This is a genomic window from Mycobacterium colombiense CECT 3035, assembly GCF_002105755.1.
Lineage (GTDB): Bacteria > Actinomycetota > Actinomycetes > Mycobacteriales > Mycobacteriaceae > Mycobacterium > Mycobacterium colombiense.
Map to the genome: position 1 here is coordinate 1,395,035 of NZ_CP020821.1, position 19,024 is coordinate 1,414,058.

Below are 19,024 nucleotides of genomic sequence, written 5' to 3' on the forward strand. Positions count from 1 at the left end.
CCGGACGTGAAAGAACGGCACCCCGCGAGCCGGTCGCTCGCGGGGTGCCGCTTTCGATCAAGACCCTTTCCTACTTGAGGTCGAAGCGGTCGTTGTTCATCACCTTGACCCACGCCGCGACGAAGTCCTCCACGAACTTGCCCTGGGCGTCGTCCTGGGCGTAGACCTCGGCCAGCCCGCGAAGCACCGAGTTGGAGCCGAACACAAGGTCATTCGCGGTCGCGGTCCACTTCTGCTGGCCCGTGGAGCGGTCGACGACCAGGTAGACGTTCTCCGCCGACTCCGACGCCTTCCACTCATTGCCCATGTCGACCAGGTTGACGAAGAAGTCGTTGGTCAACGCGCCCGGCCGGTCGGTGAACACGCCGTGCTTGCTGCCGCCGTGATTGGCACCCAGGGCACGCAGCCCACCGATGAGCACCGTCATTTCCGGACCGGTCACGCCCAGCAGGTAGGCGCGCTCCAGCAACAGCTGCTCCAGCGGCGCCTTCTCCCCGGGACGGGTGTAGTTGCGGAACCCATCGGCCCGCGGCTCGAGCACCGCGAACGAGTCCACGTCGGTGTTCTCCTGCGATGCGTCGGTACGCCCGGGTGCGAAGTGCACCGAGATCTCGTATCCGGCGTCCTTGGCCGCCTTCTCGACCGCCGCCGAACCGGCCAGCACGATCAGGTCGGCCAGGGAGATCTTCTTGCCGCCGGACGCCGAGGCATTGAAGTCCTGCTGGATCTTCTCCAGGACGGGCAGCACCTTGTCCAACTCGGCGGGCTCGTTGACCTCCCAGCTCCGTTGCGGCTCGAGACGAAGCCGCCCGCCGTTCGCGCCACCGCGCTTGTCGGTGTTGCGGTAGCTCGAGGCCGCCGACCACGCGGTCTTGACCAGCTGGGGAACGGAGAGGCCGGACGCCAGCACCTTGCTCTTCAGAGCCGCGACGTCCTTGTCGTCGACCAGCTCATGGTCGACGGCCGGAACCGGGTCCTGCCACAGCTGCGGTTCGGGGATCCACGGCCCGAGGTAGCGGGTGATGGGCCCCATGTCGCGGTGCAGCAACTTGTACCACGCCTTGGCGAACGCGTCGGCGAGCTCCTCGGGATGGTCCAGCCAGCGCCGGGTGATGTCGCGGTAGATCGGCGACTCGCGCATCGAGATGTCGGTGACCAGCATCGTCGGGGCGCGGCCCGGCCCGCCGAACGGGTCCGGGATGGTGCCCGCCCCGGCGCCGTCCTTCGCCGTGAACTGCCAGGCGCCGGCGGGACTCTTGGTCAGCTCCCACTCGTACCCGTACAGCGTCTCCAGGAAGGAGTTGTCCCACTTCGTCGGCGTCGGCGTCCAGACGACCTCCAGGCCGCTGGTGATGGCGTCCTTGCCGACGCCGCTGCCAAACGAGCTCTTCCAGCCCAGCCCCTGCTGCTCGATCGGGGCGGCCTCCGGCTCGGGACCGATCAGGTCTGCGTCACCGGCACCGTGGGTCTTGCCGAAGGTGTGGCCTCCGACGATGAGGGCGGCGGTCTCCTCATCGTTCATCGCCATCCGTCCGAAAGTCTCACGGATGTCGATGCCCGCGGCGACCGGGTCCGGCTTGCCTTCGGGGCCTTCCGGATTCACGTAGATCAGACCCATGGTGGTGGCACCGTAGGGTTGCGCGAGATCGCGCTCGCCGGAGTAGCGCTTGTCGGTGCCCAACCATTCTTCCTCTTCTCCCCAGAGGATCTCTTCGGGCTCCCAGACGTCCTCGCGGCCGAAGGCGAAGCCGAACGTCTTGAATCCCATCGACTCCAGGGCGCAGTTCCCCGCGAAGATGATGAGGTCCGCCCAGGAGATCTTGTTGCCGTACTTCTTCTTGACCGGCCACAGCAGCCGGCGGGCCTTGTCCAGACTCACGTTGTCCGGCCAGCTGTTGAGCGGGGCGAAGCGCTGCATGCCCTGGCCGCCGCCGCCGCGGCCGTCGTGAATGCGGTAGGTACCCGCCGCATGCCAGCTCATCCGGATGAACAGGCCCCCATAGTGGCCGTAGTCCGCGGGCCACCAGTCCTGCGAGGTGGTCATCACCGAGATCACGTCGGCCTTGAGCGCATCGACGTCAAGTTTGGCGAACTCCGCCGGGTAGTCGAAGTCCTCGCCGAGCGGGTTGGACTGGGCGACGTGCGGGTGCAACTTCGACACGTCGATCTGATCCGGCCACCAGTCCCGGTTCGTCAGGGGCGCATGCGATTTCGGCGTAGGGGATGGGATTGCCGGGTTTTCGCTTTCGCTTTTACTAGCCGTCCCGGCGTCTGGCTGGGGCGGACGGCTAGCGGATGTATCAGATGACACAACATTCCTTTCCGGGGTGGGTGAATCGGCTGCGATCTAGGAACCCGTGGTCGAGCAATCGGCGCACAGGCCCCAGTAGATGACTTCGGCCTCGTCGAGAACGAAGCCATCAAGAACGTTGTCGTCGTCCGAGGGCGTGAGGCAGGGGGCGTCGCCGACGGCGCAGTCGATGTCGGCGATGATCCCGCAGGACCGGCAGACGATGTGGTGGTGGTTGTCGCCGACGCGAGACTCGTAGCGCGCCACCATCCCGAGCGGCTGGATGCGACGCACCAGACCGACGGCGGTCAGCGCATTGAGTACGTCGTAGACGGCTTGGCGCGAGACGTCGGGCAGGCCGACGCGGACCGCCGAGAAGATCGTCTCGGTGTCGGCGTGCGGATTGGCGTCCACGACTTCCAGCACGGCGACCCTGGGCCGGGTCACCCGCAGATCGGCCCTCCGCAACCTGTCCGCGTAATCGGCCGTCGATGACACGCCACCAATATGACGCACTTATTTGGAACGAGTCAAGACTTTATTGTGAAGTGGGGCACAACTGCGGGTGACAAATGAGCTGCGTCACGGTCAGGTCGGCTTCAGCGCGCTGCCCTTGCGCCAATCGTCCCAGCTGAGTGTCCAGTCGCCGTTCTGCGCCAGCGTCAACGGAGGCCCGCCGCTGTTGCGCACCTCGACCACGTCGCCGGGCACCGAAAAGTCGAAGAACCATTTCGCGTTGTCGGCATTGAGGTTCAGGCAGCCGTGCGAGGTGTCGCGGTGCCCCTGGGCCCAGACCGTCGCGTCGAGCTCGTGCAGATAGATGCCGTCCGAGCTGATCTTGGTGGCCCAGTTGATGGTCTCGCGGTAGCCGAGCCTCGAGTTCTTCGGCAGACCGAACGTCGAGGAGTCCATGATGACGGGATTGCCCTTGTCCAGGACGGTGTAGACGCCGGATGGGGTCCACAGCGAGATGGTTCTGCCGCCGACGTCCTCGGTGCCGCCCATTCCCATGCTGGTGGGCATCGTGCGCTGCAGGACTCCGTTGCTGAACACGCTGACCTGGTGGGTGGCGTCGTCGGCGATCGATACGTGCGCATCGCCGACACGGAACGACACCTTGGTGTCGTCCTGCCCGAACAGGCCGTCGCCCAAGGCGATTCCGTAGATCTTCGCCTCGGCCGTGACGTTGGTGCCCGGGGCGTAATAGCGCTCGGGCCGCCAGTGCGCGTTCTGGCCGTCGACCCAGTACCAGGAACCCTCGACTTTCGGGGTGGTGGTCACCGACAGCTGCCGCTCGGCGGTGGCGCGATCGGCGATCTTCTCGTCGAAGTGCGCCACGATCACCGTTCCGACGCCGTAGGTGCCGCCGTCGTGCAGCGCGGCTTCCGACGTGGTGGTGAACGACACCTTGGTCTGGTTGGACGGCTTGAGCGTGGAGAACGACGAAACCTGCTTGGCCGCAACGCCACTGACGCCGCTGCTGGTGACCGTCAGCGTGTAGGTCCGCCCGTAGCCCAGCGGGGCGGTGGGCTTCCACACCGTGTTGTCCGGGGTCATGACGCCCTCGATCGTTTTGCCGCTCTCGTTGACCATGTCGACGCCCGTGAGGGTCCCGTTGTCGGCTTTGACCATGACCGGGGCGACGGGGTCGACGTCGTGAGCGTCGGCGCCGGGGGTGATCGTGATCTGTGCCGGGCCTGCGGTTTTCGCGGGGGCGCCGCGCTGACCGCAGTCGCCGGTCGGGCAATGGGAGGCCGCCGTGAGATGTATCGCGCCGACCAGGGCGACGATCACGAACACCGCAAACAAGAATCGGCGGGGCCGGCTGACGCCGAGGATCCGGCCGACGAACTGATCGCTGGACTTGGACGTCATGAAGTTGCCGAAACCCTGCCTTCTGTTGCGCGCAGGCCGCGAACTTCTGCCCGGCGGTTCGATGTTGTAGATGAGGTATCCCGCGACGTGCGGGTTTTAAACCGCCGCGCGGTTGGGCGTGGTCACTGACGCCGCCGCCGGCCGCCGGCGAGAGATCATGGCCTCATGGCCGATGGGGAACTGGACAGCCTCTACGAGGCGCCGCCGAAGGAGTTCACCGCGGAGCGCGCCAGATTGGCCGCCGCGGCCAAGCAGCGCGGCGATACCGCGGCCGCGAAACGGATTTCCGCCGCCAACAAACCGACGACGGCGGCCTGGATCATCAACCGGCTCGCCCTGCGGCATGCCGACACCCGGCAGCGGCTGACGGACCTCGGGGAACGACTGCGCGACGCGCACGCGGCGATGGACGGTGGGCGGATCCGGGACCTGTCGGCCGAGCAACGCAACCTCATCGACGACCTCACCCGCACGGCGCTGCGGGAGGCCGACCTGACGCGACCGTCGGCGACCGTGCGCGAAGACCTGACCAGCACGCTGCAGGCCGCGATCGCCGATCCGCAGATCGGCGATCGACTGGGCAGATTGACCCGTCCCGAGCAGTGGTCGGGTTTCGGCGCCTTCGGCGGTGCGGTGCCGGAATCGATGGACGCCGCCGGCGAACCGGCGAAGCCGCGGCGCGCGCCCGCGCGGAAACGGCCCGCGAAGCGGCCGGCGCGCGACAAGGCGCAGGACCGACGGCGCGAGAAACTCGACGCGGCCGTCGCCACCGCAGAGCGCGCCAAGGCCGAGGCCGGCGACCTGGTGGCCGAGCGACGGGCCCGGCGGGACGCCGCCCGGCAGCGCCGTGACGATGCCGCCCGGGCGCTGCGCGCGGCCGAGCGGGAACTCAGTGCCGCCGAAAAGGACTACGACACGGCGCGGGACGCCGGCCGGACCGCCGCGGACGCTGTGCGGGAGGCCAAAGCCCGGTTGCGGCGGGCGTGAGCCGGGCGCGGCGTTTCCCCGCGCCGCGCAGGGGTATCAGCTCAGCCGTGACTTCTTTGTGGATGACCGAACGCAGCGAACAGCCTTGGGCCCCAAGCCGGCTTGATCAGGGACCGTTGTCCGCCGATGTCATCGTCGTGGGCGCGGGCATCACCGGCCTGATGACGGCGGTGCTGCTGGCCCGCGCCGGCAAGGATGTGCTGGTGCTGGAGGCGCGCACCGTGGGGGCGTGCGCCACCGGAAACACCACCGCGAAAATCAGCCTGCTGCAGGGCAGCCAGCTCTCCAAGGTGTTGCCACGGCACGGCCGGGACGTCGCGCGCGCGTACGTCGACGGCAACCGCGAAGGACAGGAGTGGGTGCTGGGCCACTGCGAGGCGCGCGGCGTGGCGGTGCAGCGCGAGGACGCCTACACCTACGCCCAATCCGTGCGGGGCGTCCCGTCGGCGCGCGCCGAGCTCGCGGCGTGTCAGGCGGTCGGGCTGCCGGTGACGTGGGACGACGACGCCGAGGTGCCGTTCGCCTATCACGGCGGTGTGCGGCTGGCCGATCAGGCCCAGTTCGACCCCATGCCCTTCCTCGACTCGCTGGCCGTCGAGCTGTTGGGGCACGGCGGACGGCTGGTCGAGCACACCCGCGTGCGGCGGGTCTCCTGGCGCGGCAAGGGGGTGCGTGTGCATGTCACTGACGCCGCCCAGCGGGACGTCGAACTGCAGGCGCCCCAACTGGTGCTCGCCACCGGGATCCCGATCCTGGATCGCGGCGGGTATTTCGCGCGGGTGAAGCCGAGCCGGTCCTACTGTCTGGCGTTCAAGGTGCCGGGCAACATCACCCGGCCGATGATGATCTCCACCGACTCGCCGACACGGTCGGTGCGGTACGCGCCGGTCGCGGACGGGGAGCGGCTGATCGTGGGCGGGGCCGGCCATACCGTGGGCCGTGAGAAGAGCCCGTCCGAGGCGCTGGACGAGCTGTCGACGTGGACGCGCAAGCACTATCCGGGGGCCGTGCAGACCCACTTCTGGTCGGCGCAGGACTACACACCCATCGACCATCTGCCGTACGTCGGCCCCATCCTGCCGAACACCGAAAGCATCTTCGTCGCAACGGGTTTCAACAAGTGGGGGATGACCAACGGCCCCGCCGCGGCGTTGGCGCTGTCCAGCCGCATCCTGGGCGGGCGGATGGACTGGGCCCGCGCGTTCGCCAGCTGGAGTCCGCACGAGCTGACGGGACTGGCGACGGCCCTGCAAGCCAACCTCGAAGTCGGCTTCAACCTGACGAAGGGCTGGATCACCCCGGCGATACGGACGCACCGCCGCAGCCCGGTCGACGGCGAAGGCGGTGTGGTGAGCGGCCCACCGTGGCACCTGGAGGCCCGCTGCCGCGTCGACGGGACCGAGCACCGCGTCTCCCCGGTGTGCCCGCACCTGGGTGGGATCGTGAACTGGAACGACGCCGACAACGCGTGGGAGTGTCCGCTGCACGGGTCGCGGTTCGCGCCCGACGGCACCTTGCTCGAGGGCCCGGCCACCCGCGACCTGACCGCGTAGCGCCGCAGTCAGCCCGCCTTCTCAAACACCAGCCAGCGCAACTCGATTGGGGAGTCGTCACGTTGGACGTCGAACACATCGAGGCCGCCTGCCCAGCCCTCGAACCAGCCCGTGGGCGGCCAGGAGTCCGGCGGTAACTGGGCCTTCTCGTATTCGTAGGCCGAGTCGTCGGCGATCGGTTCGAGGGGCAGCCCGGCGGCCGCGGCGGCCACCTCGTCGCGCGTGAAGATCATGCTGTTGCACTGCTGACTGAATTGCACCGCGACGTCGTCGGGAACGTAGCCGTCGCGGGGCAGGAAGGTGTTGAAAACCAACCGCCCGCCGCGGGCCAGGCAATCGGTGGCGAGTTCGAACATGCCGCGCAACTCGTGCGGCGTGCGGAAGTCGGACACCACCTCCGAGACCACCATCAGCTGATACTGATCGCGTACGCCCTCCATCGCGGTGAAGATGTCGCTTTGAATGACGTTGACGCTCAACGATTCACCAGCGGCTTCGGCGACAATCACCTCGGCGAACTTGGCTGTCATCTCGACCGCGTCGACGGGGTGCCCGCGCCGGGCCAGGGCCAGCGCGTTGCGCCCGGTGCCGGCGCCGACATCCAGCACCCGGTAGGCCGACGGGTCGGCCGCCTCGGCCGCCAGTGCCAGCACGCGCGCATCCGGTTCGGTGCCGAACAGCGGCGGTGGGCGGATCTGCGTCCACTGTTCGTAGTCGGCCTCGACCGTGCGCCAATCGGCTTGGACCCGGAAATTCACGCCCGTCCCGAATGGAGCCTCATAGGAGATGAGGACCTCGGAACGGGGCGAGGCCTTGAAGGCCTTCGCCAACTCGGCTTGCAGCGCGGCCCGCAACTGCGCGGACTGCTCGGGGGGACACCAGACGCCGAGGGTCGCGCAGACGTTGTTGCACAGCTGGACGTACTCGTCGATCAGGCCCGGCACCGCAGGCACCCGGATGTGGCCCTCGGCCGACAACCGCCGATACAGCCGCCTGATCATCGCCTCGCGCAGCATCGACGGGTCGAACGACGCATTCGGCGGATCCTGCACCAGAACCTTTTACACGACCGGCCGGCTTTGCACCACCGCTGGGCGCAAGCGGCTATGCCCGCCGGGCGGCGGATTCGAGAAGGTCGGCCGCCGCGGCGACGCTTTCGGCGGGCGCAATCATCTGCGTGGCCACCTCCCGGGCACGGGTGAGGTAGTGCGCGGAACGCACCGAGCGCAGGTCGGCGACCAGCGAGTCCAGGGTGGAGGCCGAGAATGCCCGGCCCACGCCGACTTCCAGTCGGCTGACCGCGTCCGCCCAGATCGGCTGATCGAGCCAGAGCCACAGGATCAACATCGGCACCCCCGCCCGCATGCCCGCGGCGGTGGTGCCGGCGCCGCCATGGTGGACGATCGCGCGGCACGCCGGAAAGACGGCGGCGTGATTCACTGCCTCCACGATCTTCACGTGGTCGGCGGGCGGGATGTGGGTGAAATCGTTTGGGCCACTGCAAATCAACGCCCGCTCACCGATCTGCGTGCAGGCCGCGCTGATCACCGCGACCGTCTCGGCGGGCGAGGTGACCGGCGTGCTGCCGAATCCGAAATAGATCGGCGGCGTCCCGTCGGCGATCCAGGACAACACCTCGTCGTCCGCATCGCCCGGCAATCCGAGGGTCAGCGAACCGACGAAAGGCCGTCGGTAGCCCGGCCCGGCCCATTGCTTTGCCAGTTCGGGTGCCCACAACTCGTCATACGTCTGAATCTCGAGCGGCGGTGGCGTCGCCGCGTGGTCGGACAGACCGAGCGCCCGGCGCTGGGCCGCTTCGGCCGCGCCGGTGACTTCGGACTGCAGCCGGCCGAGTTCCAGGGTCTCTGCGGGGAAGAAGTGCAGCGCCGCCAGCGGTATGCCGAGATGCTCCCCGACGTTGGCGGCAAGCCGCTGCTCGTTCATCCCGGCCACCAGCAGGTCGGCCCCGGCCGCCACCGAGGTCAGCGTCTCGCTCTTGCCGGTCCACACCGTGGTGACGCGCTCGATGAGTTGCGGCAGCGCGCTCACCGGATTCGCGACGTTGCGGACGAAGTTGGTCGCCATGGTGACCTGCTCGCGGCTGTCGGGGCCGTACGCGACCGCGGACAGCCCCGCCGACTCGGCCATGCCGAGCTTGTCGGGCGGCACGGCGATCACGACGTCGTGCCCTCGGCCGTGCAACTCCCGTGCGACGGCGACGCAGGGCTCGACGTCGCCGCGGCTGCCGTAGGCGGCCAGCACCATTTTCATCTAAAGACCTCACTCGGGGGGACGCCACAAATCCAAGCAGAAGCGGCGGCGCCAGACCCGCTGGGCGCACCCCCGACCCCTGAACAGGGCTTTTGCGGACGCCGGGTATACGAGCAGCCGCCGCCCGGACCGATCCCGTGCGTTGAGAGCCCGCTGAGAGTGATTTGCGCAATACGCGCCGAACCCTTGTGAGTTTCGGCCGTCATGTGCAGGTAACCTATCGTTAACCATCGGCAACAATTTCGCTGTATTCGTTGACGTGGGGGCACCTGCAGATGCGCGAGACCGGTCCGCTAGCACTGGGGACGGTCTTATTCGGCCGCCCTCGTTCGCGGCACTGGCAGCACCGGAGGGAATGCGATTTGTTTGCTGCTCTGTTGGCTATCCCCATACGACGCGCATCGATGCCGTCGATGCCCTCGCGGCCCTGAAAGCGATCGGAGGAGAACGGCATGGACTTCGCAGTACTGCCGCCGGAGGTTAACTCCGCGCGCATGTACGCCGGTCCGGGCTCGGGTCCGATGCTGGCCGCCGCGATGGCGTGGGACGAAGTGGCCGCCGCGCTGCAAACGACCGCGAACTCCTATCAGGCCGAGATCACGGCCCTGACGTCGGGCCCGTGGGTCGGCCCCTCGTCGGCGGCCATGGTCGCGGCAATCACCCCCTATCTGGAGTGGATGAGGACCGCCGGCGCCCAGGCCGAAGAAACCGCCAACCAGGCCAGGACGGCGGCCTTCGCGTACGAGACGGCGTTCGCCGAGACGGTGCCGCCCCCGGTGGTCACGGCCAACCGGACCCAGCTGGCGGCGCTCGTCGCGACCAACGTCCTCGGCCAGAACACGCCCGCGATCGCCGCGACCGAGGCGGAGTACGGCGAGATGTGGGCTCGAGACACCGCGGCCATGTTCGGTTACGCGGGTACGACGGCCTCCGCGACGCGATTGACGCCGTTTTCCCAACCCGACCCGACCAGCAATTCCGGCGCCGGCCAATCCGAAGCGGTGGCCCAGGCCGGCACCGCCGCGGGTAGCACTCGTAACACCGTGCAACAGTCGTTCTCGGCGGTACCCAACCTGTTGTCGAACGCGGCGCTGAGCCCGGCCGCCATAAGCCCGACGTCGGCGACGGACCTGCTGGGCCTGGAGAGCGACCTCATCGCGATCTTCCTCGACGCGCCGGCCAGCGTCGCCGGCCTGGGCATCGACGCGCCGGGCACCTTGGTCGCGCTGCCCTTCGACGTGGCCGGTGCGCTGACCGGTTTCCACACCGACGACATCGTCAGCGGCTGGGCCGGCGTGCAGGCCTGGCCGGGCACCGGCGCCGTGCCGCCATCGCCGTTCCCGGTCATCACGAACCCGGCGGGCGGATTCGGCACGTTGGCGTCCGCCGGGCTGGGGCAGGCCAGCACGGTCGGCGGCCTGTCGGTCCCGCCCGGCTGGACGGCGGCCGCCCCCGCGATTCGCCCGGCCGCCTTGGTGCTGCCGGCCACCACCGCGGGCGCCGCCGCGCCGGCCGCCGCCGCGGCGGCTTCCACCGGCACCGGCAGCTTGTTCGGCGAGATGGCCACGGCCAGCATGGCCGGGCGCGCGATGGCTGGTACCGGTGGCGCCCTGGGCCGCGAGCGGGCCCGGGCCGGTGAGATCGAGAAGGCAACGCGCTCGGCGCCGAAGGAGCCGACGACCGTGCCGACGGAACCACCCCAGGTCGCCGCGGGCGGCCCGATCACCAGCATCGCCGCCGAGTTGCGCGAACTGGCTTCGCTGCGCGACGCCGGAATCTTGACGCAGCAGGAATTCGAAGAGCAGAAAAAGCGCCTGCTGCCTGGCTGATCGGATCATTAGGACGACCGCGGTGCCGCGCGGGTGCTAACGTTTGCTGGCCATCGACCGTCGACGGGACCCCGTTCGCTCATGCTCACATTTCGGTTCGCCCCGGCGGCCCGTGCCGCGGCTATCGGCGCATGCATCGATTTGGCCACCGCGGCGCTCGTCGCGGGGTGCGGGGGCGGCCCGACGGCGACCACCTCCGCCACCACCTCGTTGACCACAGTCGTTGCGGCACAGACTAATTCACCCGCCCAGGGAAACGGTACCGCGGCGCCGACCGGCCCCCGCATGTACGGCAACCCGGCGGCCGCGGCCCGGTATTGGGTGGCGCAATCGCTCGAGGACAACTGCGGACTCGTGTCGATCGCCGACGTGGTGGGCGAGGTCACCGGCAACGCACCCACCGAGCGGCAGATGCTGGACCTGGCAGAGTCGATGCCGTCGGGGGCCAACCCCGGACCGATTTACGCGCCGCGGAACGACCCGAGCCACTCCGGGCCGAACAGCGGCATCTCGATGTCCGACCTGGTGATCCTGCTCGACCACTTCGGTATCAAATCCGAGATGACCGACACGTCCGACCGGGACCAGAACGGGCTCGCGCTCCTCGAGCAATACCTGGCCAAGGACCGCAAGATCATCGCCTTCGTGAACTCCTCGGTCATCTTGAACGCCGACGACCAGCGCACCAAGGCCGACCACTTCCTGGTCGTGACGGGCATCGACACCGGCACCGGCACCGGCACCGGCACCGGCACCGGGATCGTGCACCTCAACGATCCCGGTATCGATCACGCCGACGAACAGGTCGGCTTCGCCACGTTCATGGCCGCCTGGCAGACCAGCGATCAGTCGATCGTGGTGACCGCGGCGCCCGGCTGATCCCTGGTGACGCCAGGTCATTTCGGGCACAGTGGGCAGTGAGACTTCAGTAAAGGCGCGTGATGGACAACTCGACCGCCCATACCTCCGGTGCCGCGCCCATGCGGGTGCAGGCGTTGCTTCGCTATCCGGTCAAGTCGATGCTCGGCGAAACCCTCGATCGCCTGCTGGTCGACGAACGCGGCGCCGAGGGCGACCGGCGGCTGGCGCTCCTCGACGGCGAGACCGGGCACGTGGCCAGCGCCAAGAATCCGCGGCTGTGGCGTGATCTGTTGACGTGCACCGCGCATGCCGATGCCGAGGGTGTGCGCATCAGCCTGCCCGACGGGACCGACGTGGCCGCCGACGATCCCGGCGTCGATGAGCTGATCTCGCGGCTGACCGGCCGCCCGGTCCGGCTGGTCCGCCAACGCCCCGACGGCGCGACACTGGTGCGCCCCGACCCAGAGCAGTTGCTGGAACTCGGTCTGGACGCCGAGGTCGACGGGCGCATCCTGCGGATCGCCGCGGCCACCCCGGGCGAGTCGTTCACCGACGAAGCCCCGTTGCATGCGATCACGACGGCCACCCTCGACCACATCGGCGTGGAGGCGCTGCGTTACCGCCCGAATCTGGTGATCGCGACGCCGCCGGACTATCCGCCCTATGCCGAAAACGACTGGGTGGGTGGCGAAATCGCCGTCGGGGAGGCGTGGCTGCGCGTCCTGACGGCGACGTCGCGCTGCGTCGTCCCCACGCTCGAGCACGGTCCGTTGCCGCGAGCCCCGCAGGCGCTTCGCGTTCCGGCGGCCGAAAACCGTTTGAACACAGGCGGTCACGGCGCACAACCCTGCGCGGGGGCCTACCTCGCGGTGGTGACCGAGGGCGTCATCCGCGTCGGTGACCGCGTCACCGTGGGGCCTTAACGGCCGCCCGGCGACTCGTCAGCCGCCCAAGTTACGCAGCGCCGTGTCGAGTTCTTCGGCCTGCTCGGTCACCTCACGGTCGGAGAGCTCCGGGTGTCCGACTCGCTGCTCCAATTCCCGGCGCGTCGCGACCTGCAGGGCCCCGCGGTATTCGGTGGAGTCCAGATCAGCCGGTGTGACGACCGCGGCGCGCCCCTCGATCACCACCAGCGTCGCGTCGGCGTCCGGGCTGGCGAGGAGCCGTCGCACGTCCTCGGCGGTGATCGTCATGCCCCGCCGCCCCGCCCGGTTCGCTGTTGCAGCTCGTCGATCAGGCGGGAGGCCTGGGCCTTGGTGAGGTTGTCCGGGATCTCTTGGCCCGCCTCCTGCGCCAGCGTGTTCAGGTAGCTGCGCTGCGGCCCGGTCATGGGTTCGTCGCCGGTCACCCACTGCGACTGGTCCTTCTCCGGGTTCTCCTGTGGCGCCTGCGCGGCATCGTCGACCATGCATGTGGCTATGCCCGCAACCGGGCCGGCGTAATCAGGAAGTGGCGTCGACGGTTTCGGCACGTTATCCGCCCGCCCCGATCATCTTCATCACCAGCAGCACCGCCACCGCGACGAAAGCGACGACGAAGATGCAGACGGCGACCACGGTCAGCACCGAGCTCGGGGTGAATCGCCGGGTATTCGGCGGTTGCGGCTCGGACAGCCCGGAGGTTTGGGGCGCGGCCGGGGGAGTGCTGCCCGGTGCGGCGCCTCCCCCTGGCTCCAGCCCGGGTATCTGCGTCGGGTCAGGATCTGGAGGTTGCGCGGTCATGGGTGCCTCCGGCCCTGTTGCCGTGGGCGGAGCCGTAAGCGTTCGGCCGGGCCGCCACCGGCGTGCGAGTGTTCTCGTGGTTCGGCAACGGGTCTCATCGCGTGCTCCCTCCGTCGGGGCATGGCGGTACCCGCCTGGACGCCCCCCAAACGGCCGGTGCGCCCGCGGCTTGGGCGGCGGGCCGGCCCGGCCGTCGCGATGCCTCGAGACGTCGGGCGTTTAGGGGATGAAACGGGTTGTCCGCCAACACGTTCCGGATGCAAACGCGCTGACGGCTGCGTCAGTTCCCGGAGTTGGGCGTCGGGCTCTGTGCGGATTCCCACTTCGCCTCGAGGGACCGTGTCACCCGGGTGCCGGCCGCCAGATCGAGTTGAAAGGTCTCACCGCCGTCGGTCTCGAAGGTGATGAGATACCCCGCGTCGCTGGGATCCTTGAAGACGACTTTGTAGGGCTGTTCACCCGAGCCGCGGTCCACGGCGATGATGTCGCCAGGGGAGACGTCGTCGATCAGCTCGTTGCCGGAGACTTTGGACATACGCCCGACGTTAGCCGAAAAGACGCGGTGGGCGTCGGGCCGGCCTTCGCGGTGACCGAGCTCACCTAGGGCTGCAGGAAGGCCTTGATGGCACGGCGCTCATCCATGGCCCGATAGGCCTCGGCGACCTGCTCGAGCGGCAGGCGCAGGTCAAACACCTTGCCGGGGTTGATCTTTCCGTCAAGCACCGACTCGATCAGGGAGGGCAGGAAGTGCCGGACCGGGGCGGGCCCGCCGCGCAGCCCGACCTGGGTGCTGAACAGTTGCTCTCCGGTGATGGCGACATCGTGGGGGACGCCCACGAACCCGACGAAGGCGCCCGGGCGGGCGGATTGGATGGCTTGTTGCATGGCCTGCCCGGTCCCCACGCATTCCAGCACCGCGTCGGCGCCGACGCCTTCGGTCATCTCCTTGATGACGGCGACCCCGTCGTCGCCGCGTTCGGTGACGATGTCGGTGGCGCCGAATTCACGGGCCAGCTTCTGCCGCGGCTCGTGGCGGCTCATCGCGATGATCCGCTCGGCGCCCTTTTCGCGGGCGGCCAGCACCGCGCACAGCCCCACCGCGCCGTCACCCACCACCGCCACCGTCATGCCCGTGGCGACATTGGCCGCCTCGGCGGCGAACCACCCGGTGCCCATCACGTCCGACAGGGTCAGCAGGTCGGGGATCAATTCCTCGTCGGGTTGGGCGGGCAGCGCCACCAGGCTGCCGTCGGCCCAGGGGATGCGCACGGCCTCCGCTTGGCAGCCGCCCATCAGCACGCGGTTTACGCACGAACTCTGAACGCCGTTGCGGCAATTCGGACAGGTGCCATCGGAGGCGTAGAAGGATCCGATGACGAACTGGCCGGGCTTGACCGAGGTGACGTCGCTGCCGACGGCTTCGACGACACCGCAGTACTCATGACCGAACGGCTTGGGCTCGGGAACGGGGTTGATGCCGCGGTAGTCCCACAGATCCGAGCCGCACACGCAGGTCGCCGTGGTGCGGACGATCGCGTCGGTGGGGTCGACGATCCCGGGTTCCGGCAGATCTTCGAATCGGACATCGCCGGCGCCGTAGATCACAGCTCCTCGCATAACGTCTCCCTCTCGCCGCAGTAGGAAGCCCGGCTACCCGAAATCGTTCGACCGCGGCTCAACGCCATTTGATGCCGCACCCGATGGACGGGCGCTGGTCGGGATTCACCGGTCGCCCGGCCAAGACCGCGTCGACGGCGGCGCGCACGTCCGAGGCCGTGACCGGAAGGCCGTTTTTCGGCCGGGAGTCGTCAAGCTGGCCGCGGTAGACCAGCCGGCGTTCGCCGTCGAACACAAAGGTGTCGGGGGTGCAGGCGGCCGAGTAGGCGCGGGCAACGTCTTGGGTTTCGTCGTACAGGTACGGGAACGTCCAGCCGTGGCTGCGGGCCTCCACGACCATCTGATCGGGCCCGTCCTGCGGGTAGGTGACCACGTCATTGCTCGAAATGCCCACCATCGCAACGCCTTGCTCGGCGAGGTCACGACCGAGCGCGGCGAGCCCGGCGGCGACGTGCTTCACGTACGGGCAGTGATTGCAGATGAACGTGACGACCAGGGCGGGGCCGGTCAGATCGTCGCGGCTGAGCGTGCGGCCGGTGGCCGGCTCGGGCAGCGTGAAGGCCGGGGCGACGGTACCGAGGGCGAGCATGGTGGACTCGATGGCCATGCCGGCCAGCGTATCGTCACATCGCCCGTCCGCGCATCACGCGACGCGAAGACCGCGGAAGATGTTGTAACAGGCCATAATTCAACCTTGATGCCGCAATTTTTGCGGCTGGCACCCCGTGGCCCGGGACATGTCCGTGTTTGATCGGCCCGGTTCGTGGAATCACACACCTGACACGCACGAACGTTTTTGGCCAACGCCTCAAGGAGAATGATGAGTGAGCACCACAAGGCCGACGAAGCGCGTAGGGGCCTGATCGACCCGGTCAAGGGCAAAGCCAAAGAGGTCGTCGGCGCGGTCACGGGCAACGATTCGCTGACCGCCGAGGGGCAACTCGAGCAGACCCAGGCGCATGAACGCAAAGAAGCGAATGCGACCGAGGCCGTGGCCGAAGCCCAGGCCAAACAGGCCCAAGAGGACGCGGCCGAAGTTCGCGCCGAAGGCGCCCAGCAGCGCCTTGCGGCGAACGCCCAGGCCGTGGCCGCCGAGGATTCGATCCAGGCCCAGGAGGCCGCCCAGAAGCGTGCGGCCGACCGCGCGGCGCATCAACAGGCGGTCGCCGCCAAGACCCAGGCCGAGGCGGACGCGCAGCGCGACATCCACCTCGCGAAGGCCGAAGAGCGCGCGGAGATCCGCGAGGCGTCCGAGGAGATCGTCGGCGCCGTCGCCGAGCACCAGAGCGCGGTCCAGGTGGCCCGTAACGAAGAGTCCGAGGCCGACCGGCTGCGGCGCCAGGCCCAGAACGTGACCGACGAAGCCGACCTGCCCTGACGGCGGGCCTCACCCCAGGAGAAGCTGATGAAAATTTCCGAAGTCCCGCTGGCGGTCCTGCGGTTTCACTACCAACTCGCCCGATTCCCGCTGCAGCTGATCGAGGACCGGGTCGTCAACCGCATTCCCACGGAGGCGCCGGCGCGACTGCTGTACGAGCGTTCGCTGGGCATGCTCGACAGCACCGTCGGCAATGCGCTCGGCGACGCGACGCTCGCCGAGCGGGGGGCCGCCCTGGTCGAACGCAGCGACACGCTGGGCCGCGCGGCTCAGCTGGACGCGCAGGCCGCGGTCCGGAAGGCACAGGCCGACGCCAAGCTCAGAAGCGCCCGCGACGAGGCGATCCAGGAGCGCGAGGAAGCGCAGAAGGCCACCCAGCAGGAAGTCAAGGAGGCCCGGATCGGCGCCGAGCAACGCAAACGCGCAGCCGCGCAAACGGCGCAGCAGCAGAGCGCCGCGGCCAAGCGGCGCGCCGACGAGACGGCCTCGCAGCGCAAGCAGACCGTCGAATCCGCCAAGCGCCAGGTGGAAGACAGGACTCATGCCGCCGAGAAGGCCGTGGCCAAGGCTGCCGCGGCCACAGTGGACGAGGCCGAGGACAAGCTCGGTGAGGCCGCCGAGCAGCGCGCCGAGGCGGATCGCGTGGCGCAGCTGGCCGAGGCCGAGAAGCGGCAGCGCCGGGAGGAGCGCGCTAACGACTGACGGGGTGTCAGACGCTCGGGGCGCCCTGGTTGATCTTGTTGGCCGCAAACGTGGCGGCCTGGGCCGTCATTCCGGCGTCGATGTAGGACACGTGCGCCATGATGTTGCCGCCGCCGGAGCAGATCGGGTCGTCGGGCGCGCAAATGCTGGTGACCTTGGAGCCGTACGCCGGGTTGATCGTCGGTAGCGGCTGGCCGCCCCACAGCATGGTGGAAAACTGGCTGGTGGGCTCGCCGAACAGGGCAACGGCGGCGACGTGGTCGGCCACCGAGGTCGGCATCGCGTTGGTGGCCAGGTCGATCACCGTCGAGCCCTGGGAGTAGCCGCCGAGCACGATCTTGGAGTTCGGGCAGCTGGCGACGACGTCCTGGATGTGGGCGCTGGCGTCGTTGGCGCCGGCGTTTGCGCTGTTGTGGTAGTCGTCGTTGGCGGGATAGTTCACCGCATAGACGTCGACGGACTTACCGCCGAGCTGCGACGTGAGCGAGTCGACGAACGCCTGTCCTATGTTGCCCAGACCGGGCTCCTGGTGGGTGCCCCGGGCGAAAACCACCGAGACGTCCGAGCAGCCATCGGCGACGGCAGTGGGGGTTCCGAGGGGTGCACTCAACAGCGCCCACGTCGTCGCAACCGAGATACCAACCCAGCGGGCCAATTTACGTGCACTCATGGGAGAAATCCTGTCATATCGCCGGTCGTGGCCGTGCCGGCGGTTGAGGCCGGGACGGCGGGCCGACACCCTCGCGGATGAATGGCGTTGCAGCACAACGTCACTGCCTATGGGCCGGGGATTCGGATCCGGATGGGGCCGGACCAGTCGCCGCCGGGGTCGACGGGCTTGCCGCGCTGCGTGATCTCCACGTCGCCCGACCTCGCGAGCCGGCGCGCGGCCGCGCGGGCGTCGTCCATCAGCTCGCGCCAACCGGAGCCGCCGACGGCGCGGGCGGCGTCCGACGGGCAGATGCTGCTATGGGGTCCACGATGTTGTGCCAGCGCCCGGATCGACGACTCGAGTCGCTGTGACATCGGCCCGTCGCCGAGGGCTATCTCGGCGTCGTCGGCCCCGCGGCGCCGGCGGTCGAGCACGCGGCACAATTCGGCGCGCAATCGCTCACCCGCCCCACCAGTCGAGGTCACCGGCCGCGCCACTGCGGTTTGCGCTTCTCGGCCCAGGCGCGCAACCCCTCGGCGACGTCCTCGGTCGCGCCGGCCACCTTGCGCATGGTCTCGCCGAAGCGCACGGATTCGATCCAGCCCATGTCGGCGGTTCGCCACGCCACCTCCTTGGTCGCCCGCTGGGCCAGCGGTGCGGCCTCGGTGAGGGTGCGTGCCCAGGCCCGCGCTTCGACCTGCAGCTGGTCGGGCTCGACCAGCTTCCAGACCAGTCCGATTTCCTTGGCCCGCTCGGCGCTCATGGGTTTGCCGGTCAACAGCAGCTCCATGGCGTTGGCCCAGCCGACCCGCTGCGGGAGCCGAATGGCCCCGACGATGGTGGGCACCCCGATCGACACCTCGGGGAAGCAGAACGTGGCCTCGGTGCTGGCGATGACGAAGTCGCAGAACAGCACGCCGGTCACCCCGTAGCCGATACAGGGACCGTGCACGGCGGCGATGGTCGGTTTGAACAATTCCATGCCGGACTCGAACGAGTTGATGGTCGGCTTCTCCCAGAAGGTGCCGCCGAAGGTGCCGACCGAGCCTTCGCCGTCCTTGAGGTCGCCGCCGGCGCAGAAGACGTCTCCGTTGGCCGTCAGGATCCCGACCCACGCGTCCAGATCGTCGCGGAAGCGATCCCAGGCGGCGTTGAGGTCCCGGCGCAGTGCACCATTGATGGCGTTGCGCGCCTCGGGGCGGTTCAGGGTGATGGTGGCAACGTGGTCTTGCAGCTCATAGGTGACCAGACTCATGACTGCAGACTATTGCGCCGGGTTACACACCTC

21 protein-coding genes are annotated in these 19,024 nt (G+C 68.8%); 7 read left to right on the forward strand and 14 right to left on the reverse strand.

Features of this window, described 5'->3' with window-relative positions:
- Window positions 1-70 precede the first annotated feature (70 nt).
- The 3 genes from katG to B9D87_RS06500 all read right to left on the reverse strand — a co-directional run bounded on the left by katG (window position 71) and on the right by B9D87_RS06500 (window position 4,165).
- Complete coding sequence (gene katG, locus B9D87_RS06490; protein ID WP_007771151.1) at window positions 71-2,311, reverse strand: catalase/peroxidase HPI; 2,241 nt, start codon at window positions 2,309-2,311, stop codon at window positions 71-73.
- Window positions 2,312-2,347: 36 nt separating this feature from the next.
- Window positions 2,348-2,788, reverse strand: a complete 441-nt coding sequence (locus B9D87_RS06495; RefSeq protein WP_007771149.1) for a Fur family transcriptional regulator — start codon at window positions 2,786-2,788, stop codon at window positions 2,348-2,350.
- Between the two features lie 90 nt (window positions 2,789-2,878).
- Window positions 2,879-4,165: a L,D-transpeptidase gene (locus tag B9D87_RS06500; protein ID WP_007771147.1), complete on the reverse strand. Its 1,287-nt coding sequence runs from the start codon at window positions 4,163-4,165 to the stop codon at window positions 2,879-2,881.
- Between the two features lie 165 nt (window positions 4,166-4,330).
- On the opposite strand from B9D87_RS06500, the gene B9D87_RS06505 reads away from it, so the two are divergent.
- Window positions 4,331-5,152, forward strand: coding sequence for a hypothetical protein (locus B9D87_RS06505; RefSeq protein ID WP_007771145.1), 822 nt, complete (start codon window positions 4,331-4,333; stop codon window positions 5,150-5,152).
- A gap of 62 nt (window positions 5,153-5,214) precedes the next feature.
- Window positions 5,215-6,705, forward strand: a complete 1,491-nt coding sequence (locus tag B9D87_RS06510; protein WP_040629835.1) for an FAD-dependent oxidoreductase — start codon at window positions 5,215-5,217, stop codon at window positions 6,703-6,705.
- 8 nt (window positions 6,706-6,713) lie between these two features.
- Here B9D87_RS06510 and B9D87_RS06515 read toward each other — a convergent pair whose 3' ends face one another.
- On the reverse strand, window positions 6,714-7,757 hold the full coding sequence (locus B9D87_RS06515) for a class I SAM-dependent methyltransferase (protein ID WP_007771141.1): 1,044 nt from the start codon (window positions 7,755-7,757) through the stop codon (window positions 6,714-6,716).
- Window positions 7,758-7,809: 52 nt separating this feature from the next.
- Window positions 7,810-8,976 (reverse strand): glycosyltransferase, encoded by a 1,167-nt coding sequence (locus B9D87_RS06520; RefSeq protein ID WP_040629834.1) that lies wholly within the window; start codon window positions 8,974-8,976, stop codon window positions 7,810-7,812.
- A 452-nt stretch (window positions 8,977-9,428) separates the two neighbouring features.
- Here B9D87_RS06520 and B9D87_RS06525 point away from each other — a divergent pair, with 452 nt between their 5' ends.
- The 3 genes from B9D87_RS06525 (at window position 9,429) to B9D87_RS06535 (ending at window position 12,589) form a co-directional block, all read left to right on the forward strand.
- On the forward strand, window positions 9,429-10,805 hold the full coding sequence (locus B9D87_RS06525; protein ID WP_007771139.1) for a PPE family protein, SVP subgroup: 1,377 nt from the start codon (window positions 9,429-9,431) through the stop codon (window positions 10,803-10,805).
- 81 nt (window positions 10,806-10,886) lie between these two features.
- Window positions 10,887-11,684, forward strand: a complete 798-nt coding sequence (locus tag B9D87_RS06530; RefSeq protein WP_007771137.1) for a C39 family peptidase — start codon at window positions 10,887-10,889, stop codon at window positions 11,682-11,684.
- 62 nt (window positions 11,685-11,746) lie between these two features.
- Window positions 11,747-12,589 (forward strand): MOSC domain-containing protein, encoded by an 843-nt coding sequence (locus tag B9D87_RS06535; RefSeq protein WP_007771136.1) that lies wholly within the window; start codon window positions 11,747-11,749, stop codon window positions 12,587-12,589.
- An 18-nt stretch (window positions 12,590-12,607) separates the two neighbouring features.
- On the opposite strand, the gene B9D87_RS06540 is transcribed toward B9D87_RS06535, so the two are convergent.
- From B9D87_RS06540 to B9D87_RS06565, 6 genes are all read right to left on the reverse strand, one after another.
- A complete protein-coding gene (locus B9D87_RS06540) occupies window positions 12,608-12,859 on the reverse strand; it encodes a hypothetical protein (protein WP_007771135.1) in 252 nt (83 codons plus the stop codon).
- Complete coding sequence (locus tag B9D87_RS06545; RefSeq protein ID WP_007771134.1) at window positions 12,856-13,074, reverse strand: DUF3072 domain-containing protein; 219 nt, start codon at window positions 13,072-13,074, stop codon at window positions 12,856-12,858. Before B9D87_RS06545 ends, B9D87_RS06540 begins: the two co-directional genes overlap by 4 nt.
- 64 nt (window positions 13,075-13,138) lie before the next feature.
- Window positions 13,139-13,387 (reverse strand): DUF6480 family protein, encoded by a 249-nt coding sequence (locus B9D87_RS06550; RefSeq protein WP_040629833.1) that lies wholly within the window; start codon window positions 13,385-13,387, stop codon window positions 13,139-13,141.
- A 280-nt stretch (window positions 13,388-13,667) separates the two neighbouring features.
- On the reverse strand, window positions 13,668-13,922 hold the full coding sequence (locus B9D87_RS06555; protein WP_007771132.1) for a hypothetical protein: 255 nt from the start codon (window positions 13,920-13,922) through the stop codon (window positions 13,668-13,670).
- A gap of 65 nt (window positions 13,923-13,987) precedes the next feature.
- Window positions 13,988-15,004: a zinc-dependent alcohol dehydrogenase family protein gene (locus B9D87_RS06560; protein WP_007771130.1), complete on the reverse strand. Its 1,017-nt coding sequence runs from the start codon at window positions 15,002-15,004 to the stop codon at window positions 13,988-13,990.
- 58 nt (window positions 15,005-15,062) lie between these two features.
- Complete coding sequence (locus B9D87_RS06565) at window positions 15,063-15,611, reverse strand: thioredoxin family protein (RefSeq protein WP_007771128.1); 549 nt, start codon at window positions 15,609-15,611, stop codon at window positions 15,063-15,065.
- Window positions 15,612-15,824: 213 nt separating this feature from the next.
- On the opposite strand from B9D87_RS06565, the gene B9D87_RS06570 reads away from it, so the two are divergent.
- On the forward strand, window positions 15,825-16,382 hold the full coding sequence (locus B9D87_RS06570) for a CsbD family protein (RefSeq protein ID WP_007771127.1): 558 nt from the start codon (window positions 15,825-15,827) through the stop codon (window positions 16,380-16,382).
- Between the two features lie 27 nt (window positions 16,383-16,409).
- The gene (locus tag B9D87_RS06575; protein ID WP_007771125.1) at window positions 16,410-17,084 is read left to right on the forward strand and encodes a hypothetical protein; all 675 of its coding nucleotides are present in this window, start codon (window positions 16,410-16,412) and stop codon (window positions 17,082-17,084) included.
- A gap of 7 nt (window positions 17,085-17,091) precedes the next feature.
- Here the strand turns inward: B9D87_RS06575 and B9D87_RS06580 are convergent, their stop codons facing one another.
- The 3 genes from B9D87_RS06580 to B9D87_RS06590 form a co-directional block, all read right to left on the reverse strand.
- A complete protein-coding gene (locus tag B9D87_RS06580) occupies window positions 17,092-17,754 on the reverse strand; it encodes a cutinase family protein (RefSeq protein ID WP_040629831.1) in 663 nt (220 codons plus the stop codon).
- Between the two features lie 107 nt (window positions 17,755-17,861).
- A complete protein-coding gene (locus B9D87_RS06585; protein WP_238553423.1) occupies window positions 17,862-18,221 on the reverse strand; it encodes a DUF3253 domain-containing protein in 360 nt (119 codons plus the stop codon).
- Window positions 18,218-18,991, reverse strand: coding sequence for an enoyl-CoA hydratase/isomerase family protein (locus tag B9D87_RS06590; protein ID WP_007771120.1), 774 nt, complete (start codon window positions 18,989-18,991; stop codon window positions 18,218-18,220). The genes B9D87_RS06585 and B9D87_RS06590 overlap by 4 nt, the downstream gene beginning before the upstream one ends.
- Between the last annotated feature and the right edge of the window lie 33 nt (window positions 18,992-19,024).

Coding starts and splice junctions, on each gene's coding strand:
- B9D87_RS06500 (WP_007771147.1), bottom strand. CDS start 4,165: ATGACGTCCAAGTCCAGCGATCAGTTCGTCGGCCGGATCCTCGGCGTC.
- B9D87_RS06505 (WP_007771145.1), top strand. CDS start 4,331: ATGGCCGATGGGGAACTGGACAGCCTCTACGAGGCGCCGCCGAAGGAG.
- B9D87_RS06510 (WP_040629835.1), top strand. CDS start 5,215: ATGACCGAACGCAGCGAACAGCCTTGGGCCCCAAGCCGGCTTGATCAG.
- B9D87_RS06520 (WP_040629834.1), bottom strand. CDS start 8,976: ATGAAAATGGTGCTGGCCGCCTACGGCAGCCGCGGCGACGTCGAGCCC.
- B9D87_RS06525 (WP_007771139.1), top strand. CDS start 9,429: ATGGACTTCGCAGTACTGCCGCCGGAGGTTAACTCCGCGCGCATGTAC.
- B9D87_RS06530 (WP_007771137.1), top strand. CDS start 10,887: ATGCTCACATTTCGGTTCGCCCCGGCGGCCCGTGCCGCGGCTATCGGC.
- B9D87_RS06535 (WP_007771136.1), top strand. CDS start 11,747: ATGGACAACTCGACCGCCCATACCTCCGGTGCCGCGCCCATGCGGGTG.
- B9D87_RS06540 (WP_007771135.1), bottom strand. CDS start 12,859: ATGACGATCACCGCCGAGGACGTGCGACGGCTCCTCGCCAGCCCGGAC.
- B9D87_RS06545 (WP_007771134.1), bottom strand. CDS start 13,074: ATGGTCGACGATGCCGCGCAGGCGCCACAGGAGAACCCGGAGAAGGAC.
- B9D87_RS06550 (WP_040629833.1), bottom strand. CDS start 13,387: ATGACCGCGCAACCTCCAGATCCTGACCCGACGCAGATACCCGGGCTG.
- B9D87_RS06555 (WP_007771132.1), bottom strand. CDS start 13,922: ATGTCCAAAGTCTCCGGCAACGAGCTGATCGACGACGTCTCCCCTGGC.
- B9D87_RS06560 (WP_007771130.1), bottom strand. CDS start 15,004: ATGCGAGGAGCTGTGATCTACGGCGCCGGCGATGTCCGATTCGAAGAT.
- B9D87_RS06565 (WP_007771128.1), bottom strand. CDS start 15,611: ATGGCCATCGAGTCCACCATGCTCGCCCTCGGTACCGTCGCCCCGGCC.
- B9D87_RS06570 (WP_007771127.1), top strand. CDS start 15,825: ATGAGTGAGCACCACAAGGCCGACGAAGCGCGTAGGGGCCTGATCGAC.
- B9D87_RS06575 (WP_007771125.1), top strand. CDS start 16,410: ATGAAAATTTCCGAAGTCCCGCTGGCGGTCCTGCGGTTTCACTACCAA.
- B9D87_RS06580 (WP_040629831.1), bottom strand. CDS start 17,754: ATGAGTGCACGTAAATTGGCCCGCTGGGTTGGTATCTCGGTTGCGACG.
- B9D87_RS06590 (WP_007771120.1), bottom strand. CDS start 18,991: ATGAGTCTGGTCACCTATGAGCTGCAAGACCACGTTGCCACCATCACC.